Consider the following 19,391-nt stretch of genomic DNA (forward strand, 5'->3'; position numbering starts at 1 on the left):
AGAAGCCACTCATTTGAGTGGCTTCTTGCTTTGGGGTCATTACACCAAAGATAAGATAGGTGAACGAGCGTCTATATGCGGTTGGTTGGAGGAAGGTAAAACGTCGAGATACTCTTCGGTGTTTGTGATGATGACTGGTGTTGTCACGTCATAACCCTTCGCACGAATAGCTTCTATATCAAATTTCAGCAGTACGTCACCTTGGCTAACCCGTTGACCCTCTTTGACTTGAGGCGTGAAAAATTCACCATTGAGTTGAACGGTATCAAGGCCTACGTGAATTAATACTTCAGCGCCGTGATCGCTTTTTAAGCCAAAGGCATGATTGGTTTTGAAGATGGATTCGACGATGCCATCAACGGGTGAATATAGGGTGCCGTCATCGGGAATAATCGCGATGCCTTTGCCCATGAGTTCACTGGCGAACGTTTCATCCTCTACACCTTTTAAATCAATTACTTCACCAAAAAATGGGCTGCTTAATGTTTCTTTTTCAGGTTTCGATAGTGTATGAGCTTGTGCGGCTGGTGGTGTTTGTGGCACTGGTTCTTCATTCGTTTCTTCATGGTAGAAGGTCACCACTAAAACAGCAGGTACAATAATGCCAACGATAGCGGCAATAATGGCACCGTAAACACTCATATCAATCCCGGTATCTGGGATATATTGTGCGATACTGAAGATGGCTGGAATCCCCATCGAAAAGACTTTAGTACCAAAGAAACCAATGATACCGCCCCCGATAGCGCCACCAATACAACCAAATATAAACGGTTGTTTACGGGGTAGGTTCAAACCGTAGACTGCGGGTTCAGTGATACCGAAGAATCCACTTATACCGACTGAGCCTGCTAAAGCGCGTGTTTGTTTGTTCTTAGCAATAATAAAGATACCTAATGCCGCCCCCACTTGACCGAATACGGCTGGGAGAGTCATTGGACCAAATACATCGAAGCCATTGACAGTTAAGTTATTGATAAACACGGGCGCTAAGCCCCAATGTAAGCCAAAAATTACCAAAACTTGCCATAGAGCGCCCATGATCATACCGGCGATGACCGGGCTGGCTGAGTATACAAACATAAATGCAGCTGATAGACCTTCACCAATCATGGTGGCAATAGGGCCGATCACTAAGAAGGTGAGAGGTACAGTAATTAGCAAACATAAGAAAGGCGTGAACAAGTTTTTAATTGAATCAGGCAACCATTGATTAAAGCGTTTCTCGAGTATGACGTTAAACCAACAAGCAAGAATAATAGGGATAACAGAGGAGGCATAGTTCATGTAGCTGATTGGGATACCGAGGAAATATTCACTTGGAATCGTCTTTCCTGATAATTCTGCAGCAAAGATAGCATTAAAGTGTCCCATTACATCTGGGTGAACCAGAGCAGCACCTATTGCCATTCCAATAAACGGCTTACCACCAAATTTTTTCGCTGCGGTATAACCAAGGAAAATAGGCAGGAAGTAGAACATACCATCCGCGGCCGCGTTCATGACGCGGTGAGTTCCTCCGGATGCATCCATCCAGCTCATTGCGACACAGAGTGCAATTAAGCCTTTTAAAATACCGGCTCCTGCCATAATGCCAAGAATAGGGGCAAAGATGCTGGAGATAATATCAATAACGCGATTAAGGATCGTTTGATCAGAGGCGGCTGAGTCCGCATCTTCAGAAGGAGCACCGATATAGGGTTGAATGGCGTCGAAAACACTGGATACATGATTACCAATCACAACTTGAAATTGGCCACCGCTTTTTACCACGGTAATAACACCTGGGTTTTGTTTGAGTGCTTCTGCTTGACCCAGAGAGATATCTTTCAGTTGAAAACGTAGCCGAGTGGCGCAGTGAATCAAGCTGGCAACATTGTCTGCACCACCCACTTTTTCCACAATCTCTTGGGCTAATTCATCGTATTTGTTACTCATTTATATTGTCCTCTATCACTGCGCAAACAGGTGAACATTCTTTTAGAGGACATTTCGTTATGTATGGCAGTCCCCAGATAAGAATGTGGTTATGAAAATGCGCTTTCATAATCGTTTCCTTTGGTTTGGGTCTTGCCTGCTTAACCAGTAACAATCCGAATCAACAACTCATTATTTTGCCAAGAATATTTCCTTGGTAGGATGCCCATGAGTAGGGGCATTGGTTATTACCTCATTATGAGGTTTAAATAGAACGTCTCAGCCGTTCAATATGAATGGTGAGAAACATCATCTCTTCTTGAGTCATCGCGTGACGAAACTTCTCTTCGACGAACAAGTAAATTTTTTGTGTACAAGCAAAAGACTGCGGGTATTGCAATCGTACCGATTGAAAGAGTGCGTCATCATCGCTAGTTACAGATGCACGATGCATCAAACGGTGAGCAAAAAACTTTAAGTGTGTCACTAAGCGTTGATAATTTAGACTTTCTTCATCTATTTCAATTCGTAATTGATACTTAATGAGTTGGATAATATCGCGAATGAGGTTAGTTATCCCAATCGTGTTATGCATGTCTTCACTCAGTTGCGCGTTGACTAAATGCAGAGCAATGAATCCAGCTTCATCTTCAGGAAAAGAGATATTTGAGATGTTTTTGATGATCTCAAGTGCCTCCATCCCCATGGCAAATTCTTGTGGGTAGAGCTTTTTAATTTCCCACTGCATCGCGTTTTTAATTTCTTTTCCTTGAATACACCGTTCTAATGCGAAAGAAAGGTGATCAGCTAACGAAATACGAATACTTGGGTGTAATTCACCCGGCAGTTTTTTCTGTGCGGTTTCAACAATGGTTTCTGTTGCTAGTAGCAGATCGACGGGTATCTCCGCCAACAGTTTGTGATAGCGAAAGTCGATACTGCCATCATCGGTTTGTTCTAAACGGAATATCTTCTCTACCTTATCGAGAGCAACATCCATCCCCGGCTTCATTTGGAAACCAAGGCCTTTCCCCATAATAACGATCTCTTTGTTATCGTTATCTTTTGAGATAATGACGTTGTTATTTAACACTTTTTCAATTTGCATGTTCACGCACTTTTCCGGCTTGGATTAATAGAAGCTGGATACAAAAAAACCTAGCCCGTAAAAGCTTCTATGGCTTTTATCGTGTCTAGGTTTCGCCTGCTAGGAGCAGTAACAATCCAATTAAGTTCATATATAACGGCAACCGTTCCCATTATTCAACCAGTAAGTTAATTAATTGTGAGTTTGCTCTCTTTCGTCTTTTTACTTTGTGAGCCAAAGTAAGCAAATTAATAGTTAATATATAAATATCAGTAACATAGATTATTTTAACGATAAAGTGGAGTCGTCTTGGTGATAGCTATCACAGGTTTCAATCTTTTCCATTGCCACGTAAGACGATGGTGTTTTAGAGTTTCGGACAGGCAATAATGGATTGTCACTGCATAAGCAGGCAAGACCTTGTATCTATCCAGCAAAATACTGTTTGTATTTTTAGCTGGGCGTAGATATAGGGTTTTTTTTTGGTCTTTTTTTGCCTAATTACTTTTTTAGGGTTTTTCGGATTGTTACCGCAGTGACTCTGCGGGCAAAACCTGAAAGCGCACTCCACGTGTGGGGAGTGGTCGTGCTTTCAGGTTTTTTTTGTCTCAACACACCCATACGAGGAGCGTATTTATCATGAGTTTTCAATTTCCCGAATCTTTTTTATGGGGTGGTGCGATTGCTGCCAACCAAGTTGAAGGTGCTTACCTATCTGATGGTAAAGGGTTATCCACGTCCGATGTGCAACCTAAAGGGGCACATGGTGAATTAGTTGACCGCAAAGCTGGGGATTACAACATTAAAGATACGGCGATCGATTTTTATCACCGTTATCCAGAAGATATAGCGCTGTTTGCTGAGATGGGATTTACCTGTCTACGACTGTCAATTGCTTGGAGTCGGATTTACCCGAATGGTGATGATCTAGAGCCAAATGAAGCAGGATTAGCCTATTACGATCGCATATTTAATGAGTTAGAAAAGCACGATATCACGCCATTGGTTACTCTTTCTCATTATGAAATGCCATTGAACTTGGCAAAACAGTATCAAGGCTGGGCCAGTCGTGATGTGATTGAGTGTTTTACTCGCTATGCTAAAACCGTTTTTGAGCGTTACGGTCACAGAGTAAAACGTTGGCTTACCTTTAATGAAATTAACGTCACTCTTCACGAACCTTTCACCGGTTCTGGCCTACCAAGAGATTGTACCGAGCAGACGCGTTTTCAGGCGATTCACCATCAATTAGTGGCGAGTGCGAAAGCGGTGAAGCTATGTCATGACATCATTCCTGATGCCAAAATCGGTAACATGATTTTGGGGGCAATGCTTTACCCATTAACTTGTCATCCAAGCGATATGGTAAAAACCTTAATGCAAAATCGCGAATGGTTGATGTTTGGTGATATTCAAGCGCGTGGTTATTACCCAAGTTATATGACGCGCAAATTCCGTGATATGGGCGTTGAACTTAATATCACACCAGAAGATGAAGAAGCGCTGAAAGAAACTATTGATTTCATCTCTTTTAGCTATTACATGACAGGTTGTGCTAGCGCAGATCCTAAGCAAGCGGATAACGCTGATGCCAACATGCTGCAGATGATTGCAAACCCATATTTAACGGCCTCTGAGTGGGGATGGCAGATCGATCCGGTTGGTCTGCGTTACCTATTGAATTTCTTATACGATCGTTATCAAAAACCACTCTTTATTGTTGAAAACGGTTTAGGCGAGAAGGACGTACCGAATGAAAGCGGTGAAATCATTGATGATTACCGTATTACCTATCTTAATGACCATCTTTATCAAGTTGGTGAAGCCATTCAAGATGGTGTTGAAGTGATGGGATATACCTCTTGGGGCCCAATCGATTTAGTCAGTGCTTCTACTGCGCAACTCTCTAAACGCTACGGGTTTATTTATGTTGATCGCGATGATAATGGCGAAGGCTCTCTATCACGCAGTCGTAAGAAAAGTTTCTATTGGTATCAAGATATTATTCAATCTCGTGGCGCGACGTTAGCGGCACCAGACCAAGGTCAGTCATGATGGTTGGATAAGATATTTAGGCGAAATAACAAAGACTAAAACGCCTTACCTCGCACCCTAACCGAGTATCTCCACTGAGTTTTCCTGAGCTCAGTGCGAGTTTACTCGTCCTTAATAAAGGATAATAACGATGAAACGAGCAAATATTCTTACCAGTGGTAACACCGTTAGACCCTTGTCTCTTGCTGTATTGATGGCATTAAGTACTAGTGTGTCTGCTGAAGATTTAACTGTTCAACAGCAGATCACTCAGTTACAACAACAAATACAGAAAGCTCAGGTATTACTTAAACAGCTCTCTGCTAAAAAAACCAGTGCTCCAGACCCTACAACTGAGCACATTGAAATCTGGTGGTTATAAGTGTTTACATGATAAACAGAGGGAGCTGGTGCTCCCTTTGATGTTTCTAAAGGTATCGTTAGCTATGGCGTAGGAGAAGCCTATGAAAATGAGACAAACGATAGCGGCTGGCGTTTTGAGCATGGCTTGTTCGCTAGTGGGAGGTATGGTGCAGGCGCAACCTACAAAGGTCGTCACGTTAGATGCTGGGAAAATTCAAGGGGTATCACAAGACAACATCGATGTTTATAAAGGCATCCCTTTTGCGGCAGCTCCTATTGGTGAGTTGCGTTGGCGCGCTCCTCAACCAGTACCTGCGTGGGATGGCATACGCCAAGTGACGCAGTATGGTCATGACTGTATGCAGAAGCCTTTTCCTAGTGATGCGGCGCCATTGGGTACGGCGCCATCTGAAGATTGTTTAGTGCTTAACGTATGGGCACCTAAGCAAGATAAAAAGTCACTTAAACCCGTGATGGTATGGATTTATGGTGGCGGATTCGTCAATGGTGGGGCTTCTCCTGCTGTTTACGATGCCAGCCAGTTTGCTGAACAGGGGATAGTCGCGGTTAGCTTCAATTATCGATTGGGAAGATTTGGTTTTTTTGCCCACCCAGCATTAACCAAGCAGCAGCGTAAATACCCAGAGGAAGCGTTAGGTAATTACGGTTTTATGGATCAAATAGCTGCGTTGAAATGGGTAAAAAATAATATCAGTAAGTTTGGTGGCGATCCCAAGCAGGTCACTCTGGTAGGAGAGTCTGCTGGTGGTTTTTCTGAGCATGTATTACTGACCTCGCCTAAGGCGAAAGGGTTATTTAATCAAGCCATCATCCAATCTGGTTTAGGACGACAATGGGAACATGCAAAACGGTTTGGTGTGCCCCTCTCTGATCCTGATTCAGCCGAAGCGACAGGTGTTGCTTTTGCCAAACAATGGGGGATTGAGGGTAATAACGAGCAGGCATTGAAAAAGCTGCGTTCACTCTCTGCAGATCAAGTTGTGGATGATATGAATATGATGAATATGAATACTCCAACGTATGCAGGGCCAATGCTCGATGGACGAATCATGGTGAAGCAACCGCAAGAATACTACATGTCAGGTAAAGGGCTTGCTATGCCTATTATGGTCGGAGCAAATAGCTTTGATATCGGTTTTGCACCATCGGTGACGTCAACGCAGCAAGCCTTAGCGATATTTGGCAACGCCAACTACCACCAAGCGTTAGCCGCTTATAAACAAAGCGGGGTCACTCAGCCACAGGAGATAGCTCAGGCATTAGCCAGTGATAGGTTAATGGTTGAGCCTGCTCGTTTTGTCGCACAGCAAGTAGATAAACAAGGTGGAGACGCCTATTTTTATCGGTTTGGATACGTGGCTGATAGCTTGAAGTCTCAATGGCCAGGTGCTTACCACGCGACTGATATTCCATATACATTTAATACAGTAAAAGCAAAATATGGTGACCAGTTAACACACAATGATTCTGCTATGGCAGCGTTAATTCATCAGTATTGGGTTAACTTTATCAAACGTGGTGATCCTAATGGTGAGGGTATACCTGCTTGGGATTTGTATCAGGATGATGGCCATGAAATGATGATGTTTTCCAATCGAGGTGTCGCATATTCACACACAGTATCAGACCCCTGGACGGCACGTTTGGATATGGTTGCTCACTTGTATGATAAGCCATAGAAGCGGGCATTAAGGAAAGGGATGTACAGCTTGTTGAGCTTTAGATACATGATGATCTAAAAGCTCTGTAAGTTGTACATTTACAATTAAATCAATTTGTTATGTTTTTACTCTCGCGTGTCTATATTATTTGTACAGGCTTTGGGGTAATTGGAACCCTATGATCCAAAAGCTTGTCTATACTCACTTATTCTGCTCTTCATTAGATGCTTTATCTTCTTCGTCACGGCTTTCAATCACACCATATTTCCTTTTCCAAGCTTCCCAGCGTTCAAACGCCAATTTTTGCATATTCATAATATGATCGGCTTCGTCAATGATTTCCTCACCGAGTAGAAATTCGAAAATATCTTCTAAAGTCACAATGCCTTGGACGGTTCCATATTCATCGACAATCATCGCGATTTGCTGGCGTTGCTCGATCATCTGTTCGAATGCTTTAGGCAGTGTTTGAGTTTTGATTAAAGCGTGCAACGGGCGCATTACCGCACCAAGCTGCTTTTCTCCAAACCCAGATTGTTGGAGGCGATAGAGTTCTAGTCGGTGTACAAAGCCAATGATGTTGTCTTTGGTGTCGCTGAACACTAGAGGGCGAGAAAAAGGAGTGTCTTTATGGCTGGCGAGAAACTCATTAATCGTCAATAGGGCACTGACTCGAAATAAAACAATACGAGGTGTCATGACTTGAGTAATCGGAATGCGCTGTAGTGCGAGTAAGTTATTAAGAATACGTGATTCTCCCTCTTCAAATTCGCCATTCTCGTTTGCCAATAACGCCATCGCTGAAATCTCATCACGATATTTGGGCATGGTGTGGTGTCTCTGTAGACGTTTGGTGATCTGTTGTGAAAACCATACGAAGGGAGCGAGAATGATCACCATCCATTTCAATAGTCGACCTGTGAGAGGGGCCAATTGACGCCAGTAGGCTGCACCAATAGTCTTGGGAATAATTTCTGAGAGCACCAAAATACCAAAGGTGAGAACTGCCGAAAAAACGCCTAACCACTCGCTACCAAATACGACAGCTGCTTGTGCGCCTGCACTCGCCGCTCCAATCGTATGAGCAATCGTATTTAAGGTAAGGATAGAAGCGAGAGGCCGATCTATGTCGGATTTAAGGGCCATTAATGTGGGTGCTATGGGGTGTTCTTGCTGACGCAGTTGGGCGAGGTAACTTGGAGTCAGGCTCAGTAACACCGCTTCCAAGACCGAACAGATAAATGAGATACCGATCGCCACGCTAATGTAGATGGAAAGCAAAAACATTGTCGATCCTTATCATACCTTTTTATGATTTTAGTGTATTACGTCACCAGCGCAGAAAATTTCTTGCTATGGTTTACTATTACTAGTTGCATATGAAATGCCCGTTAAACGCAGGCCAAATCAGGCTTTGACGTGTTTTTATACTTATTAAATAAGGTGATAAGTACGTCAAAACAAGTCGTATAAATTGGTCAATGAGTAACAAATTGTGAGCTCTTACTCATATTATGGTTAAAAGTGCGTCAGAGTCACCAAACTTGCGCGACAAACCTTTGCCATACGGGCTATTTATGCTTTAGAGTGAAGTCAATTCGATAACCTATAAAGAAGGGAAACCTAATGAACAAGACCCAATTAATCGACTTTATCGCAGAAAAAGCTGATCTATCTAAAGCACAAGCTAAATCTGCTCTTGAAGCTACACTTGGTGCTGTTGAAGGTGCACTTAAAGATGGTGACCAAGTTCAACTAATTGGTTTTGGTACATTCAAAGTAAACCACCGTGCAGCTCGCACTGGTCGTAATCCAAAAACTGGCGAAGAAATCCAAATCGCAGCAGCAAATGTTCCAGCATTCGTAGCTGGTAAAGCGCTAAAAGAATCTGTGAAATAATATTTGATTAACGCCGAGGAAATCCTCGGCGTTTTTCTTTCCTTCCTGAACATCTCTATTTAGCTTCAAATATGAAATATAGAATTGCTTCCATACTGTTGCTTAGCGTTTTGGCTGGATGCAGTTCGACATCCCCAACTTTAAAAAAACCGCAAACAGAGTTGTATAGTGGTGGTGAGCGAGTGGGTGATGAAGCTCGTTATTATTGGTTCACAGAAAAAAACAAAGCACCAGTCAGTGCTTCCGATTATGTTATTTCTGGCGCTTATAATTGGTATAAAACCAGTTATCGTTGGGACAATAACTTAGTACGAGAAGTGGCCCGCGTTGGCGCTCAGCGTAAAGATGGCAAAGTAGTTTCTTTCGAAACGTTACTGCGTTTTGATGTTCGTGGTGAGCCTATTTATCAACGTTATCGGATTGATGGTAAAGTGTATCCATTAACGACAGAACAAATCGATAAATATATTCAGCAAGCCCGTTACGTTTCTAAAGTAACTCAAGAGCAAGACAAGCAAGGATTAGAATTAATCCAAGGTGTATGGAACGGAGAGAAGTTTGTAACGTGTCGGGCAAGACAATATGCTCGAGTTCAGTTCAATGATTCATTGCCGGATTTTGTGATTAATCGACTCGCATCGATTGATAGTTACATTGCGTTTCTTGGAAAGATTCGTAATAACACCATCTATATCGAAAAGTTACTGACTTTGGATGATAGTGAGCATCAATGTGTGACTCGTCCAGAGCTACTTGATGAAAAGAATTAATGCCTTCTATTATTGCTTGTTCTAAATAACATAAAAAAAGCGCAGACTCAGTCTGCGCTTTGCGATCAATAACCGTGATTACTTATCAGAGTGTTCGCGTGCAATCGCACGATAGCCAATATCGTTACGATAGAACATACCATCCCAGCTTACTGTCTTAGCAAGCTCGTAAGCACGTTGTTGAGCTTCTGAAACTGTATTGCCCAGCGCAGTAGCACAAAGAACGCGGCCGCCGTTAGTGACAACTTGACCCTCTTTATCTGTGGTACCTGCGTGGAAAATTTTCTCGCCTTCAATTTCACCACTTGGCAGAGTGATAACATCGCCTTTATTGTAGCAACCAGGGTAACCACCGGCTGCAAGTACGACACCGATTGACGCGCGAGGATCCCATTTCGATTCCATTTGATCTAGCTTGCCTGCGATAGCAGCTTGGCAGAGTTCAACCATGTCTGATTGCATACGCATCATAATAGGTTGAGTTTCTGGGTCACCGAAACGACAGTTATATTCAATCACTTTTGGTGTGCCTGATTGATCAATCATCAAGCCAGCATAGAGGAAACCAGTGTATGGGTAGCCTTCAGCAGCCATACCACGTACTGTTGGATAAATAACTTCATCCATAATGCGGTCATAGATTTCAGAGGTTACAACTGGAGCCGGTGAGTAAGCACCCATACCGCCAGTGTTAGGACCTGTATCTTTATCGCCTACGCGTTTGTGATCTTGGCTTGTTGCCATTGGCAGAACGTTTTCACCATCCACCATCACGATAAAGCTTGCTTCTTCACCATCGAGAAATTCTTCGATAACCACTCGGCTGCCTGCATCACCAAAGGCATTGCCGGCGAGCATGTCTTTGATCGCATCTTCAGCTTCTTCAAGTGTCATCGCAACGATAACGCCTTTACCTGCCGCAAGACCATCGGCTTTAACGACGATTGGAGCGCCTTGTTCACGAACATAAGCAAGAGCCGGTTCGATTTCAGTAAAGTTTGCGTATGCTGCAGTTGGGATATTGTGGCGAGCAAGAAAATCTTTCGTAAAGGCTTTTGAACCTTCAAGTTGCGCTGCACCTTTGGTTGGACCAAAAATTGGCAGATTTGCTTCATTGAATGCATCAACCACACCGATAACAAGTGGTGCTTCAGGGCCGACAATAGTCAGTTCAATCGCGTTATCTTTTGCAAAAGCCACTAAACCATCGATATCTTCAACGCCAATATTAACGTTTTGAAGCTTTGGCTCAAGAGCGGTGCCTGCATTACCTGGTGCAACATAAACAGTCGTTACGTCTGGATTTTGAGCGACTTTCCAGCCTAGAGCGTGTTCACGACCGCCGGAACCGATTACCAATACATTCATCTTTGAATCCTTGTACTGTGAGGACTTACTGAGAGTTTATATAACACCTAAACTATTACATTTTGCAGCTTGAGGTGTAAAAAAATGAGGCTGCCTACACAAGGTTGGCAGCCTGGGTGTCTTAGTGACGGAAGTGGCGCATACCAGTGAAGATCATCGCCATGTCGTGTTCATCTGCCGCAGCGATAACTTCGTCATCACGAATAGAACCGCCAGGTTGAATAACACATTTGATACCTGCTTCTGCCGCAGCATCAATGCCATCACGGAATGGGAAGAAAGCGTCAGACGCCATTACACTGCCTGCAACTTCTAGGTTTTCATCAGCCGCTTTAATACCTGCAATTTTAGCAGAGTAAACGCGGCTCATTTGGCCTGCGCCAACACCGATAGTGCCGTTGCCTTTCGCGTATACAATCGCGTTAGATTTCACGAATTTCGCTACTTTCCAGCAGAATAGCGCATCTTTCATTTCTTCTTCAGTCGGTTGACGTTTAGTCACGACTTTTAGATCGTCAAGGGCTACCATGCCGTGGTCACGGTCTTGAACCAATAGGCCGCCGTTAACACGTTTTACGTCGAAACCAGTGGATTGTGCAGTCCATTCGCCACACTCAAGTAGGCGTAGGTTTTTCTTCGCTGCAATGACTTCAACCGCTTCTGCCGTTACTTTCGGTGCGATGATCACTTCAGCAAATTGACGGTCGATGATCGACTTTGCTGTTTTAGCATCTAGCTCGCGGTTGAACGCGATGATGCCACCGAAGGATGATGTTGGGTCAGTTTTGAATGCGCGATCGTAAGCGTCAAGGATGTTATCCGCAATTGCAACGCCACAAGGGTTGGCGTGTTTTACGATAACACAAGCGGGTTCGTCGAATTCTTTCACACACTCAAGTGCTGCGTCAGTATCAGCGATGTTGTTGTAAGAAAGCGCTTTACCTTGTAGCTGTTTAGCGGAAGAAACAGAACCATTTTGTGCATCGCTTTCAACGTAGAAAGCGGCGTCTTGGTGGCTGTTTTCACCGTAACGCATGTCTTGTTTTTTCTCGAACTGCATGTTGAACGTACGAGGGAATTTAGACTCTTCGTCGCCTTCTTTGTTTTCGCCGTAAGAAGGAACCATAGTACCGAAGTAGTTCGCGATCATACCGTCGTAAGCCGCAGTGTGTTCAAATGCAGCGATAGCTAGATCGAAACGAGTATCTAGAGTGAGAGACTTATCGTTTGCGTCCATTTCAGTGATTACACGGTCGTAATCTGAAGCTTTTACTACGATAGTGACATCTTTATGGTTTTTCGCTGCAGAGCGAACCATAGTTGGACCACCGATATCGATGTTTTCTACTGCATCAGCAAGAGTACAACCTTCTTTTGCTACTGTTTCAGCAAATGGATAAAGGTTAACAACAACCATATCGATAGGCTTGATGCCGTGCTCTTCCATGATGGCATCATCCTGACCGCGACGGCCTAGTACACCACCGTGAACTTTAGGGTGAAGCGTTTTTACGCGTCCATCCATCATCTCTGGAAAACCGGTGTAATCAGAAACTTCTGTTACAGCAATGCCTTTTTCTGCAAGTAGGCGGGCAGTGCCACCGGTAGACAAAATGTCGACACCACGTTGTGCGAGTGCCTGTGCAAACTCAACAATGCCAGTTTTATCTGATACGCTGATGAGTGCGCGACGAATTGGACGAGCGTTATTCATGCTTCCCTTTTCCTCAAATGCTTGGAGTTAGTGACGAAAGATACTTGCCAAAACTGAGTATTACGCGGCAATGTTAGGGACGCGCTGGCGAGTTTTGGTAAAGACCTTTAATCCCAAATTTGATGGCGCACATTCTAACTAATCTCTTAAGAAAAAGCTCGCGCAATCGTTTGGCATGCGCAAAATAATCGCAAAAAGAGTGTTTTTCAAGAAAAATTTAAAGAGGCTTCAGATGTTTCAAATCGGTGAGTTTGCCAAACGTAGTGGGGTTTCTACAGATACACTGCGTTTTTACGAGAAAAATGGCTTAATCGTGCCTGCTGGTCGAAGTGAATCGGGTTATCGACTTTATAATGAAACGAACTTACAGCAGATTCACTTTATTCTTAAATCCAAAGAAGTGGGGTTAAGTTTAGAAGACATCAAAGAGTTGATGGAAATTCGACTTGAAGCAACCGAACATAGCTGTGCTGAAGTAAAGGCGATTACCTCGGCAAAGTTACGTTTAGTGGATGAGAAACTTGCGGAGTTAAAACGCATTCGCAGCGCATTGGAAAAAATGAATAATGCCTGCTGTGGTGATGTGGATGATGATGCCAGCCATTGCTCTATTTTGGCTGCGTTGAATGAAACGGAAAATAATTAACTCACTACTTTTCTAGTAGTCGGTAGCAGGTCTACTTACCATGATAGCGTATTGTTTCAGGGCATGATGAGCCCTGATTTGCATTAAATCTGTGTTTTTCTACGATAAACTGCGAGTTGTTTTTGGGCTAATTTCTCCCTCTGCCTATACTGATCTTACTGTACCAACAAATATAAATATCATGGGTATCAATTGATGATGAGATGCCATGGGTTAAGTCTGAGAGATCATGAAAAGGAATCATTGAGTGATGAGACATTTCAGCGATTATGTGCGTAAGTTATCGTTAATTATTATTTCATCCACCTTTTTGCTGACAGCAAGTATTCCAGCAAACGCCGCATTTGATTGGACTTCTGCAAAAGGTGAATCAATCAACGTTCAACTGAACAAGCACCCCTACGCTGATGCCATCATTCTACAAATTCCCCAATTTGAAAAACTCACGGGTATTAGTGTCACGTATTCAGTGACAACAGAAGATACCTACTTCGAAAATTTGACGGCAGGTTTAAATTCCGATCATTCTCCCGATGTATTTATGACGGGCTCATATCAATTATGGGATTATGCCTCGAAAGGTCATGTGCAGTATTTAGATGCACTTATCAACGAGCCAGATAGAACAGAAAGTCAGTTTGATATTGAAGATTTCTTTGAAGGGGTATTAAACGGCGATCGCTGGGATTTGACACCTGGGCATCCTGTTGGCACTGGAAAACTATGGGCAATCCCACTTGGTTTTGAAGCGAATGTGTTGATTTATAATAAGCGAGCATTGGAGAAAAAAGGACTAACAGTGCCCCAAACCTTTGATGAACTGTTAGAAATATCGAAAGAACTGAATGGCTGGAATGGTATTGATTCCTACGGGACTGCCATACGTGGCAGCTTATCTTGGGCGACCATTCATCCAGGGTACATGAGTGCTTTTTCTAATGCTGGGGCGAAAGATTTTACCATTCGCAATGGTCGTTTGGTGTCGCTGCTAGATTCGCCTGAATCGATTAAAGTCACCCAGACTTATGCTCAACTCATTAAAGAAAGCGGGCCTAAACAGTGGTCATTCTACACTTGGTACAATGTGATGAATGATATTGGTAATGGGCGAGCTGCGATGGCTCTAGACGCCGATATCCTAGGTTTTTTCATGAATAAAGATCCAGATTCTAGGGAAGGGCGTAACCTTGCTTTTGCGCCAATGCCAGTATTTGATAATGGCGTGCAGGGGGCAAATGAATGGATATGGTCGCTGGCTATGAGCAACTCATCTGCACATAAACAAGCCGCTTGGTTGTTTATGCAATACATGACAGGTAAAAAACAGATGCTTTGGGGGGCGACACATAATTACCTTGTTAATCCTGTTCGAAAATCTATTTGGGATTCAAAAGAGTGGCAGCTGGTTATCAAAGGAATTACGGGCTACGAAGAAACCTTCATGAAGATTATCGATAATGTCGGTATTAAGTTCACACCGCAACCGATGTTTTTTGAAACAACAACCGATTGGGCCGGGGCGCTGCAAGATATTGTGTTAAACAATGCTCCTGTTGCTCAAAGAATGAAAGAGTTAGCGAATTCGGTCGACCGTAAAGTTTCTACTATCCCTATTCAGTGAATCAATATCAGGAACCGTTTTGAATAAGAGATCTCGTTCACAAAATCATATGTAGTAAAAAGCCAGACTGTTTTAGTCTGGCTTTTTTCATTCTTTTTCAAAAACATATAGTTATCGATCTGTGTTCATCATATCGGTTATATACCCATCATTTACATGTATTTTTTTGCTAAAAAAATACATAAAAGCGCTCAGTTTGTAAGCGTGAGATTTCCTCAAATGTTTCTAAATCGGGGTTCCATATTATAGAGACACCCTACCAATGAGGAATAATAATCAAATGTTTAACTATAATACTCTCGTTTCAGTAGCCGCCTCTCTTGCGGGGCTACTTTTCGGTTTAGATATCGGACTCATTTCTGGAGCGCTACCATTTATCACATCGGAATGGAGTATTTCAATCCACCAACAAGAATGGATTGTAAGTACCATGATGCTCGGTGCTACGTTAGGCTCAATTTCAAATAACTGGTTATCTGCACGTCTTGGACGTAAACGTAGCTTACTATGGGGCGGTATCATCTTCGCCATTGGTACGCTAGGCTGTACCTTTGCATCGAACATCAATGTCATGTTGTTCTTCCGTGTTGTTCAAGGCTTCTCTATCGGTATCGCGTCTTTCGCTGCGCCACTTTACCTATCTGAAATGTCAGATAAAGAAGTTCGTGGTCGTCGTATTGCAACTTACCAATTAATGGTAACCGTTGGGATTTTGGTCGCGTTCCTCTCTGACACTTGGTTTGCTCAAACTGGTAACTGGCGCATGATGTTTGCTGTGCTGCTTGTTCCAACGGTAATTCTTATTCTTTCTGTATATTTCATGCCTCGTTCGCCACGTTGGTTGGCATCGCGTGGTTATATGCAAGAAGCTCAAAAAGTGCTGTTGTCTCTACGTATTGATGAACGTGCTGCTAGCTCAGAATTTCAAGAGATTGTGGCAAGCTTGAAAGTAAAACAATCAGGTTTTGCTCTTTTTAAAGCAAACAAAAACTTCCGCCGCAGTGTAGGCCTAGGTTTGGTTCTACAGTTCATGCAACAATTTACGGGTATGAACATCTTGATGTATTACGCACCAAAAATTTTCGAAATGGCTGGCTTTACCAGTAACATGGAGCAAATGTTTGGTACGGTGCTTGTTGGTGTCGCTTTTGTTGCTGCAACCTTTATTGCCATCGGTATGGCTGATAGCTGGGGCCGTAAACCTGCATTGAAAATTGGTTTTACTGTAATGGGTGTCGGTATGTTCTGTTTAGGCCTATTACTTAAATTTGTATTGGCTGGTGAAGCGCCAGTGTACTTCTCTTACTTAGCCGTTCTAACTTCAATCGTTTGTATTTGTGGTTATGCTATGAGTGCTGCACCAATGGTGTGGGTACTATGTTCAGAAGTACAACCTCTTAAAGGTCGTGATTTTGGTATCGCATGTTCAACAACAATGAACTGGATTTCAAACATGGTGTTAGGGGCAACGTTCTTAACTCTTCTAAATGGTATCGGTACTGCACAAACATTCTGGTTATACGCAGTATGTAACATTTTATTTGTAGCGGTAACTATCTTCTTCGTTCCTGAAACCAAAGGCGTTACTTTGGAATCTATTGAAGCGAATTTGATGTCAGGTAAGAAACTAAGAGATATTGGTATCCCTCATGACAGTGAACAACCTGTCCCTCTTAAATCTCACCATGCACACTCATAGTTATTCAGTCTGTTAAGACACATATACTTAATCACAAAGCCAACCTAGTTCAGGTTGGCTTTGTTTTTTGTTGTTACAGCTAAGCAAAAAAAAGACTTACCATGAATGGTAAGTCTTTTTAAAACAATTATTTATAAAATAATTTTTAGTTCATGCCGTATTTTTTTAGCTTCTTACGAAGAGTACCACGGTTGATACCCATCATCGTTGCTGCGCGTGTTTGGTTACCGCGAGTGTACTGCATGATAGTGTCTAGTAATGGTTGTTCAACTTCAGCTAGAACTAATTCGTAAAGTTCTGTTACTTCTTGACCGTTTAATTGAGCAAGGTAATTTTTAAGAGATGCTTTAACGGAATCACGTAATGGTTTTTGCGTGATTTGATCTTGTGAAGTTACTGTTGTTACTGTTAAAGCTTCTGAAGTCAGATTTTGTTCGAACATATTCGGTCTAGCTCTTCTCTTAATTTTATGCAACGTTATCAAAATAACCTTCGAGCGCCTCTAGTTGCAGCGGCGCTGACTCGATGGCGTTAAAGGTCCGGCGAAACTCACTTGCTTGTTCATGTTCTTTTAAGTACCACCCGACGTGCTTACGCACGATACGAGGGCCAAGATACTCACCATAAAACTGGTGCAGAGCTTGTACATGACCAAGCATGATGTCTTTCACTTCCGAATTCGGTAGTTGAGGCATCGTGGTGCCGGTTTCCAAAAAATGTTGGATTTCCTGAAAAATCCACGGGCGTCCTTGGGCAGGACGTCCAATCATTAAAGCGTCTGCACAGGTGTACTCCAGTACGTGCTTGGCCTTCTCCGGGCTATCGATATCACCGTTAGCGATAACCGGAATGTTGATGGCTGCCTTGACCGCTTTAATGCTGTCGTATTCCGCCTCCCCTTTGTACATGCAGGCTTTAGTGCGTCCATGGAGCGCTAAGGCTTGTATGCCGCAGTCTTCGGCTAATTTAGCGATATAGACACAGTTTTTGTTTTCTGTGTCCCAGCCAGTTCGCGTTTTCAATGTGACAGGCACATTGACTGCATTCACTACCGTTTTCAAGATGTCTTCGATGACATCGGGATAACGCAGCAGTGCAGAGCCAGCTAGCTTTTTATTCACCTTTTTTGCTGGGCAACCCATGTTGATATCGATGACTTGAGCACCGTTCTCGACACTAAATTGGGCTGCCTCGGCCATAAGCTGTGGGTCACTTCCAGCAATTTGCACAGAACGAATGCCCGATTCGCCCTCATGCACCATGCGATTTTTTGACTTCGATGTTTTCCATAGAGCCGGATTCGCAGACATCATTTCACTGACGGCCATTCCTGCTCCATACCGTAGACACAACTCACGAAATGGTCTGTCTGTAACTCCTGCCATAGGGGCAACGATTAGATTGTTCTTGAGTTGATAGTTTCCGATTTTCAAAACGTCTTCACAGTTCTGTACCAGCAAGGGCGCGCATTTTACGCATTTTTTTACTGCGTGAAAAGCCTAATATTTGAGCATTTACAAATTGTTTTTGTAAATTGTCTATTTTTCAAACAATTAGCGTACAAACCTTTATCTAGCTGTGTTTGCGACCTGTGATGCGACACCATTCTTGCATCTCGATAATTGGTTCAATATCCAATTCATCGCGGTAGTAATTCGCCACATCTTCAGCTTGCGTATCTAATACACCGGACATAGCCAGTTGACCATTTGGTTTGATTAAGCGTTTAATCTCTGGTGAAAGTTCACGCAATGGGCCAGCAAGAATATTAGCCACTACAACGTCTGCAACCAGCCCCTCAGGCTGATCTTTAGGAAGGTAGACCTCTATTTGGTCTTTTACGCCATTGCGCTCTGCGTTGTCTTGAGACGCTTGTAGCGCTTGTGGGTCGATATCGATACCGATGACTTTAGCCGCACCAAGTTTGATGGCAGCAATGGCTAAAATGCCTGAGCCACAACCAAAGTCGATCACAGTTTTACCGCTAAGATCTAAGCTATCTAACCATTGTAGGCATAGCGCTGTGGTTGGGTGAGTACCTGTACCGAAAGCAAGACCTGGGTCGAGCATCACGTTTACAGCCTCTGGTTCTGGGATATCACGCCAGCTAGGACATACCCATAAGCGCTCACCGAATTTCATTGGGTGGAAGTTGTCCATCCATTCACGTTCCCAGTCTTTATCTTCAATCTGTTCGATTTTGTAAGCGAAGTCTTCTGCCAATAAGTGGCTACCCTGGATCTGAGTTAATACTAGGTTGGTATCAATTTCAGCATCATACAGTGCAAGGATATCGGTATCCCCCCAAAGGCGGGTTTCACCAGGCATAGGTTCGAAAACTGGAGTATCCTTTGCGTCAAGAAACGTCACAGACAAAGCGCCTGTCTCTTCCATTAACATATCGCCGATTTTTTCAGCGTTTTCGTTGGTAGCGTTTAGCTTGATTTGAATCCAAGGCATCTTACAAGACTCTCATTAGGAATTAGGGGGCGAAGTTTATCAGATCCCTTTACTGATGGCATCTTATCCACACGATGATGAGTAGAATAAAAAACGGAGCTCGAGGCTCCGTTTAATAGTATCAATGAGTT

The 19,391-nt window shown here is 43.2% G+C and carries 16 protein-coding genes; 8 read left to right on the forward strand and 8 right to left on the reverse strand.

The genetic code is table 11. The features are described 5' to 3' along the window. Nucleotides 1-39: 39 nt before the first annotated feature. Together I1A42_RS11815 and licT are read right to left on the reverse strand one after the other, a co-directional pair. Nucleotides 40-1,938 carry a beta-glucoside-specific PTS transporter subunit IIABC gene (locus tag I1A42_RS11815; protein WP_196123593.1) on the reverse strand — a complete coding sequence of 633 codons (1,899 nt, stop codon included), beginning with the start codon at nucleotides 1,936-1,938 and terminating at the stop codon, nucleotides 40-42. Nucleotides 1,939-2,182: 244 nt separating this feature from the next. Then, nucleotides 2,183-3,025, reverse strand: a complete 843-nt coding sequence (gene licT / locus I1A42_RS11820) for a BglG family transcription antiterminator LicT (RefSeq protein WP_196123594.1) — start codon at nucleotides 3,023-3,025, stop codon at nucleotides 2,183-2,185. Nucleotides 3,026-3,643: 618 nt separating this feature from the next. Here licT and ascB point away from each other — a divergent pair. The 3 genes from ascB (at nucleotide 3,644) to I1A42_RS11835 (ending at nucleotide 7,101) form a co-directional block, all read left to right on the forward strand. Continuing rightward, on the forward strand, nucleotides 3,644-5,059 hold the full coding sequence (gene ascB, locus I1A42_RS11825) for a 6-phospho-beta-glucosidase (protein WP_196123595.1): 1,416 nt from the start codon (nucleotides 3,644-3,646) through the stop codon (nucleotides 5,057-5,059). Nucleotides 5,060-5,189: 130 nt separating this feature from the next. After that, nucleotides 5,190-5,420 carry a hypothetical protein gene (locus tag I1A42_RS11830; protein ID WP_196123596.1) on the forward strand — a complete coding sequence of 77 codons (231 nt, stop codon included), beginning with the start codon at nucleotides 5,190-5,192 and terminating at the stop codon, nucleotides 5,418-5,420. A gap of 82 nt (nucleotides 5,421-5,502) precedes the next feature. Further along, complete coding sequence (locus tag I1A42_RS11835; protein ID WP_230389382.1) at nucleotides 5,503-7,101, forward strand: carboxylesterase/lipase family protein; 1,599 nt, start codon at nucleotides 5,503-5,505, stop codon at nucleotides 7,099-7,101. 183 nt (nucleotides 7,102-7,284) lie between these two features. Here I1A42_RS11835 and I1A42_RS11840 read toward each other — a convergent pair whose 3' ends face one another. After that, on the reverse strand, nucleotides 7,285-8,370 hold the full coding sequence (locus tag I1A42_RS11840; protein ID WP_161156463.1) for a CNNM domain-containing protein: 1,086 nt from the start codon (nucleotides 8,368-8,370) through the stop codon (nucleotides 7,285-7,287). Nucleotides 8,371-8,709: 339 nt separating this feature from the next. Here I1A42_RS11840 and hupA point away from each other — a divergent pair, with 339 nt between their 5' ends. Both hupA and I1A42_RS11850 read left to right on the forward strand, forming a co-directional pair. Further along, on the forward strand, nucleotides 8,710-8,982 hold the full coding sequence (gene hupA, locus I1A42_RS11845) for a nucleoid-associated protein HU-alpha (RefSeq protein WP_161156461.1): 273 nt from the start codon (nucleotides 8,710-8,712) through the stop codon (nucleotides 8,980-8,982). A gap of 71 nt (nucleotides 8,983-9,053) precedes the next feature. Beyond that, the gene (locus I1A42_RS11850) at nucleotides 9,054-9,752 is read left to right on the forward strand and encodes a DUF1481 domain-containing protein (protein WP_196123597.1); all 699 of its coding nucleotides are present in this window, start codon (nucleotides 9,054-9,056) and stop codon (nucleotides 9,750-9,752) included. Between the two features lie 78 nt (nucleotides 9,753-9,830). On the opposite strand, the gene purD is transcribed toward I1A42_RS11850, so the two are convergent. Both purD and purH read right to left on the reverse strand, forming a co-directional pair. Continuing rightward, nucleotides 9,831-11,120 (reverse strand): phosphoribosylamine--glycine ligase, encoded by a 1,290-nt coding sequence (gene purD / locus I1A42_RS11855; protein WP_196123598.1) that lies wholly within the window; start codon nucleotides 11,118-11,120, stop codon nucleotides 9,831-9,833. Between the two features lie 121 nt (nucleotides 11,121-11,241). Then, on the reverse strand, nucleotides 11,242-12,834 hold the full coding sequence (gene purH / locus I1A42_RS11860; protein ID WP_196123599.1) for a bifunctional phosphoribosylaminoimidazolecarboxamide formyltransferase/IMP cyclohydrolase: 1,593 nt from the start codon (nucleotides 12,832-12,834) through the stop codon (nucleotides 11,242-11,244). Nucleotides 12,835-13,066: 232 nt separating this feature from the next. On the opposite strand from purH, the gene zntR reads away from it, so the two are divergent. The 3 genes from zntR to I1A42_RS11875 all read left to right on the forward strand — a co-directional run bounded on the left by zntR (nucleotide 13,067) and on the right by I1A42_RS11875 (nucleotide 16,800). Beyond that, entirely contained in the window at nucleotides 13,067-13,480 is a 414-nt protein-coding gene (gene zntR, locus I1A42_RS11865) for a Zn(2+)-responsive transcriptional regulator (protein WP_161156453.1), read from the forward strand. A 250-nt stretch (nucleotides 13,481-13,730) separates the two neighbouring features. Then, a complete protein-coding gene (locus I1A42_RS11870; RefSeq protein ID WP_196123832.1) occupies nucleotides 13,731-15,101 on the forward strand; it encodes an ABC transporter substrate-binding protein in 1,371 nt (456 codons plus the stop codon). 280 nt (nucleotides 15,102-15,381) lie between these two features. Further along, entirely contained in the window at nucleotides 15,382-16,800 is a 1,419-nt protein-coding gene (locus I1A42_RS11875) for a sugar porter family MFS transporter (RefSeq protein WP_202436460.1), read from the forward strand. 145 nt (nucleotides 16,801-16,945) lie between these two features. Here the strand turns inward: I1A42_RS11875 and fis are convergent, their stop codons facing one another. The 3 genes from fis to prmA all read right to left on the reverse strand — a co-directional run bounded on the left by fis (nucleotide 16,946) and on the right by prmA (nucleotide 19,260). Next, complete coding sequence (gene fis, locus I1A42_RS11880; protein WP_000462885.1) at nucleotides 16,946-17,242, reverse strand: DNA-binding transcriptional regulator Fis; 297 nt, start codon at nucleotides 17,240-17,242, stop codon at nucleotides 16,946-16,948. 25 nt (nucleotides 17,243-17,267) lie between these two features. Next, the gene (gene dusB, locus I1A42_RS11885; protein WP_196123600.1) at nucleotides 17,268-18,233 is read right to left on the reverse strand and encodes a tRNA dihydrouridine synthase DusB; all 966 of its coding nucleotides are present in this window, start codon (nucleotides 18,231-18,233) and stop codon (nucleotides 17,268-17,270) included. Between the two features lie 139 nt (nucleotides 18,234-18,372). Continuing rightward, complete coding sequence (gene prmA, locus I1A42_RS11890) at nucleotides 18,373-19,260, reverse strand: 50S ribosomal protein L11 methyltransferase (RefSeq protein WP_196123601.1); 888 nt, start codon at nucleotides 19,258-19,260, stop codon at nucleotides 18,373-18,375. Nucleotides 19,261-19,391 lie beyond the last annotated feature (131 nt).

This window comes from Vibrio nitrifigilis, assembly GCF_015686695.1.
Taxonomy (GTDB): domain Bacteria; phylum Pseudomonadota; class Gammaproteobacteria; order Enterobacterales; family Vibrionaceae; genus Vibrio; species Vibrio nitrifigilis.

Excerpts from the sequence above, each read along its gene's own strand:
- I1A42_RS11815 (WP_196123593.1), bottom strand. The coding sequence starts at position 1,938 with ATGAGTAACAAATACGATGAATTAGCCCAAGAGATTGTGGAAAAAGTG.
- licT (WP_196123594.1), bottom strand. The coding sequence starts at position 3,025 with ATGCAAATTGAAAAAGTGTTAAATAACAACGTCATTATCTCAAAAGAT.
- ascB (WP_196123595.1), top strand. The coding sequence starts at position 3,644 with ATGAGTTTTCAATTTCCCGAATCTTTTTTATGGGGTGGTGCGATTGCT.
- I1A42_RS11830 (WP_196123596.1), top strand. The coding sequence starts at position 5,190 with ATGAAACGAGCAAATATTCTTACCAGTGGTAACACCGTTAGACCCTTG.
- I1A42_RS11835 (WP_230389382.1), top strand. The coding sequence starts at position 5,503 with ATGAAAATGAGACAAACGATAGCGGCTGGCGTTTTGAGCATGGCTTGT.
- I1A42_RS11840 (WP_161156463.1), bottom strand. The coding sequence starts at position 8,370 with ATGTTTTTGCTTTCCATCTACATTAGCGTGGCGATCGGTATCTCATTT.
- hupA (WP_161156461.1), top strand. The coding sequence starts at position 8,710 with ATGAACAAGACCCAATTAATCGACTTTATCGCAGAAAAAGCTGATCTA.
- I1A42_RS11850 (WP_196123597.1), top strand. The coding sequence starts at position 9,054 with ATGAAATATAGAATTGCTTCCATACTGTTGCTTAGCGTTTTGGCTGGA.
- purD (WP_196123598.1), bottom strand. The coding sequence starts at position 11,120 with ATGAATGTATTGGTAATCGGTTCCGGCGGTCGTGAACACGCTCTAGGC.
- purH (WP_196123599.1), bottom strand. The coding sequence starts at position 12,834 with ATGAATAACGCTCGTCCAATTCGTCGCGCACTCATCAGCGTATCAGAT.
- zntR (WP_161156453.1), top strand. The coding sequence starts at position 13,067 with ATGTTTCAAATCGGTGAGTTTGCCAAACGTAGTGGGGTTTCTACAGAT.
- I1A42_RS11870 (WP_196123832.1), top strand. The coding sequence starts at position 13,731 with ATGAGACATTTCAGCGATTATGTGCGTAAGTTATCGTTAATTATTATT.
- I1A42_RS11875 (WP_202436460.1), top strand. The coding sequence starts at position 15,382 with ATGTTTAACTATAATACTCTCGTTTCAGTAGCCGCCTCTCTTGCGGGG.
- fis (WP_000462885.1), bottom strand. The coding sequence starts at position 17,242 with ATGTTCGAACAAAATCTGACTTCAGAAGCTTTAACAGTAACAACAGTA.
- prmA (WP_196123601.1), bottom strand. The coding sequence starts at position 19,260 with ATGCCTTGGATTCAAATCAAGCTAAACGCTACCAACGAAAACGCTGAA.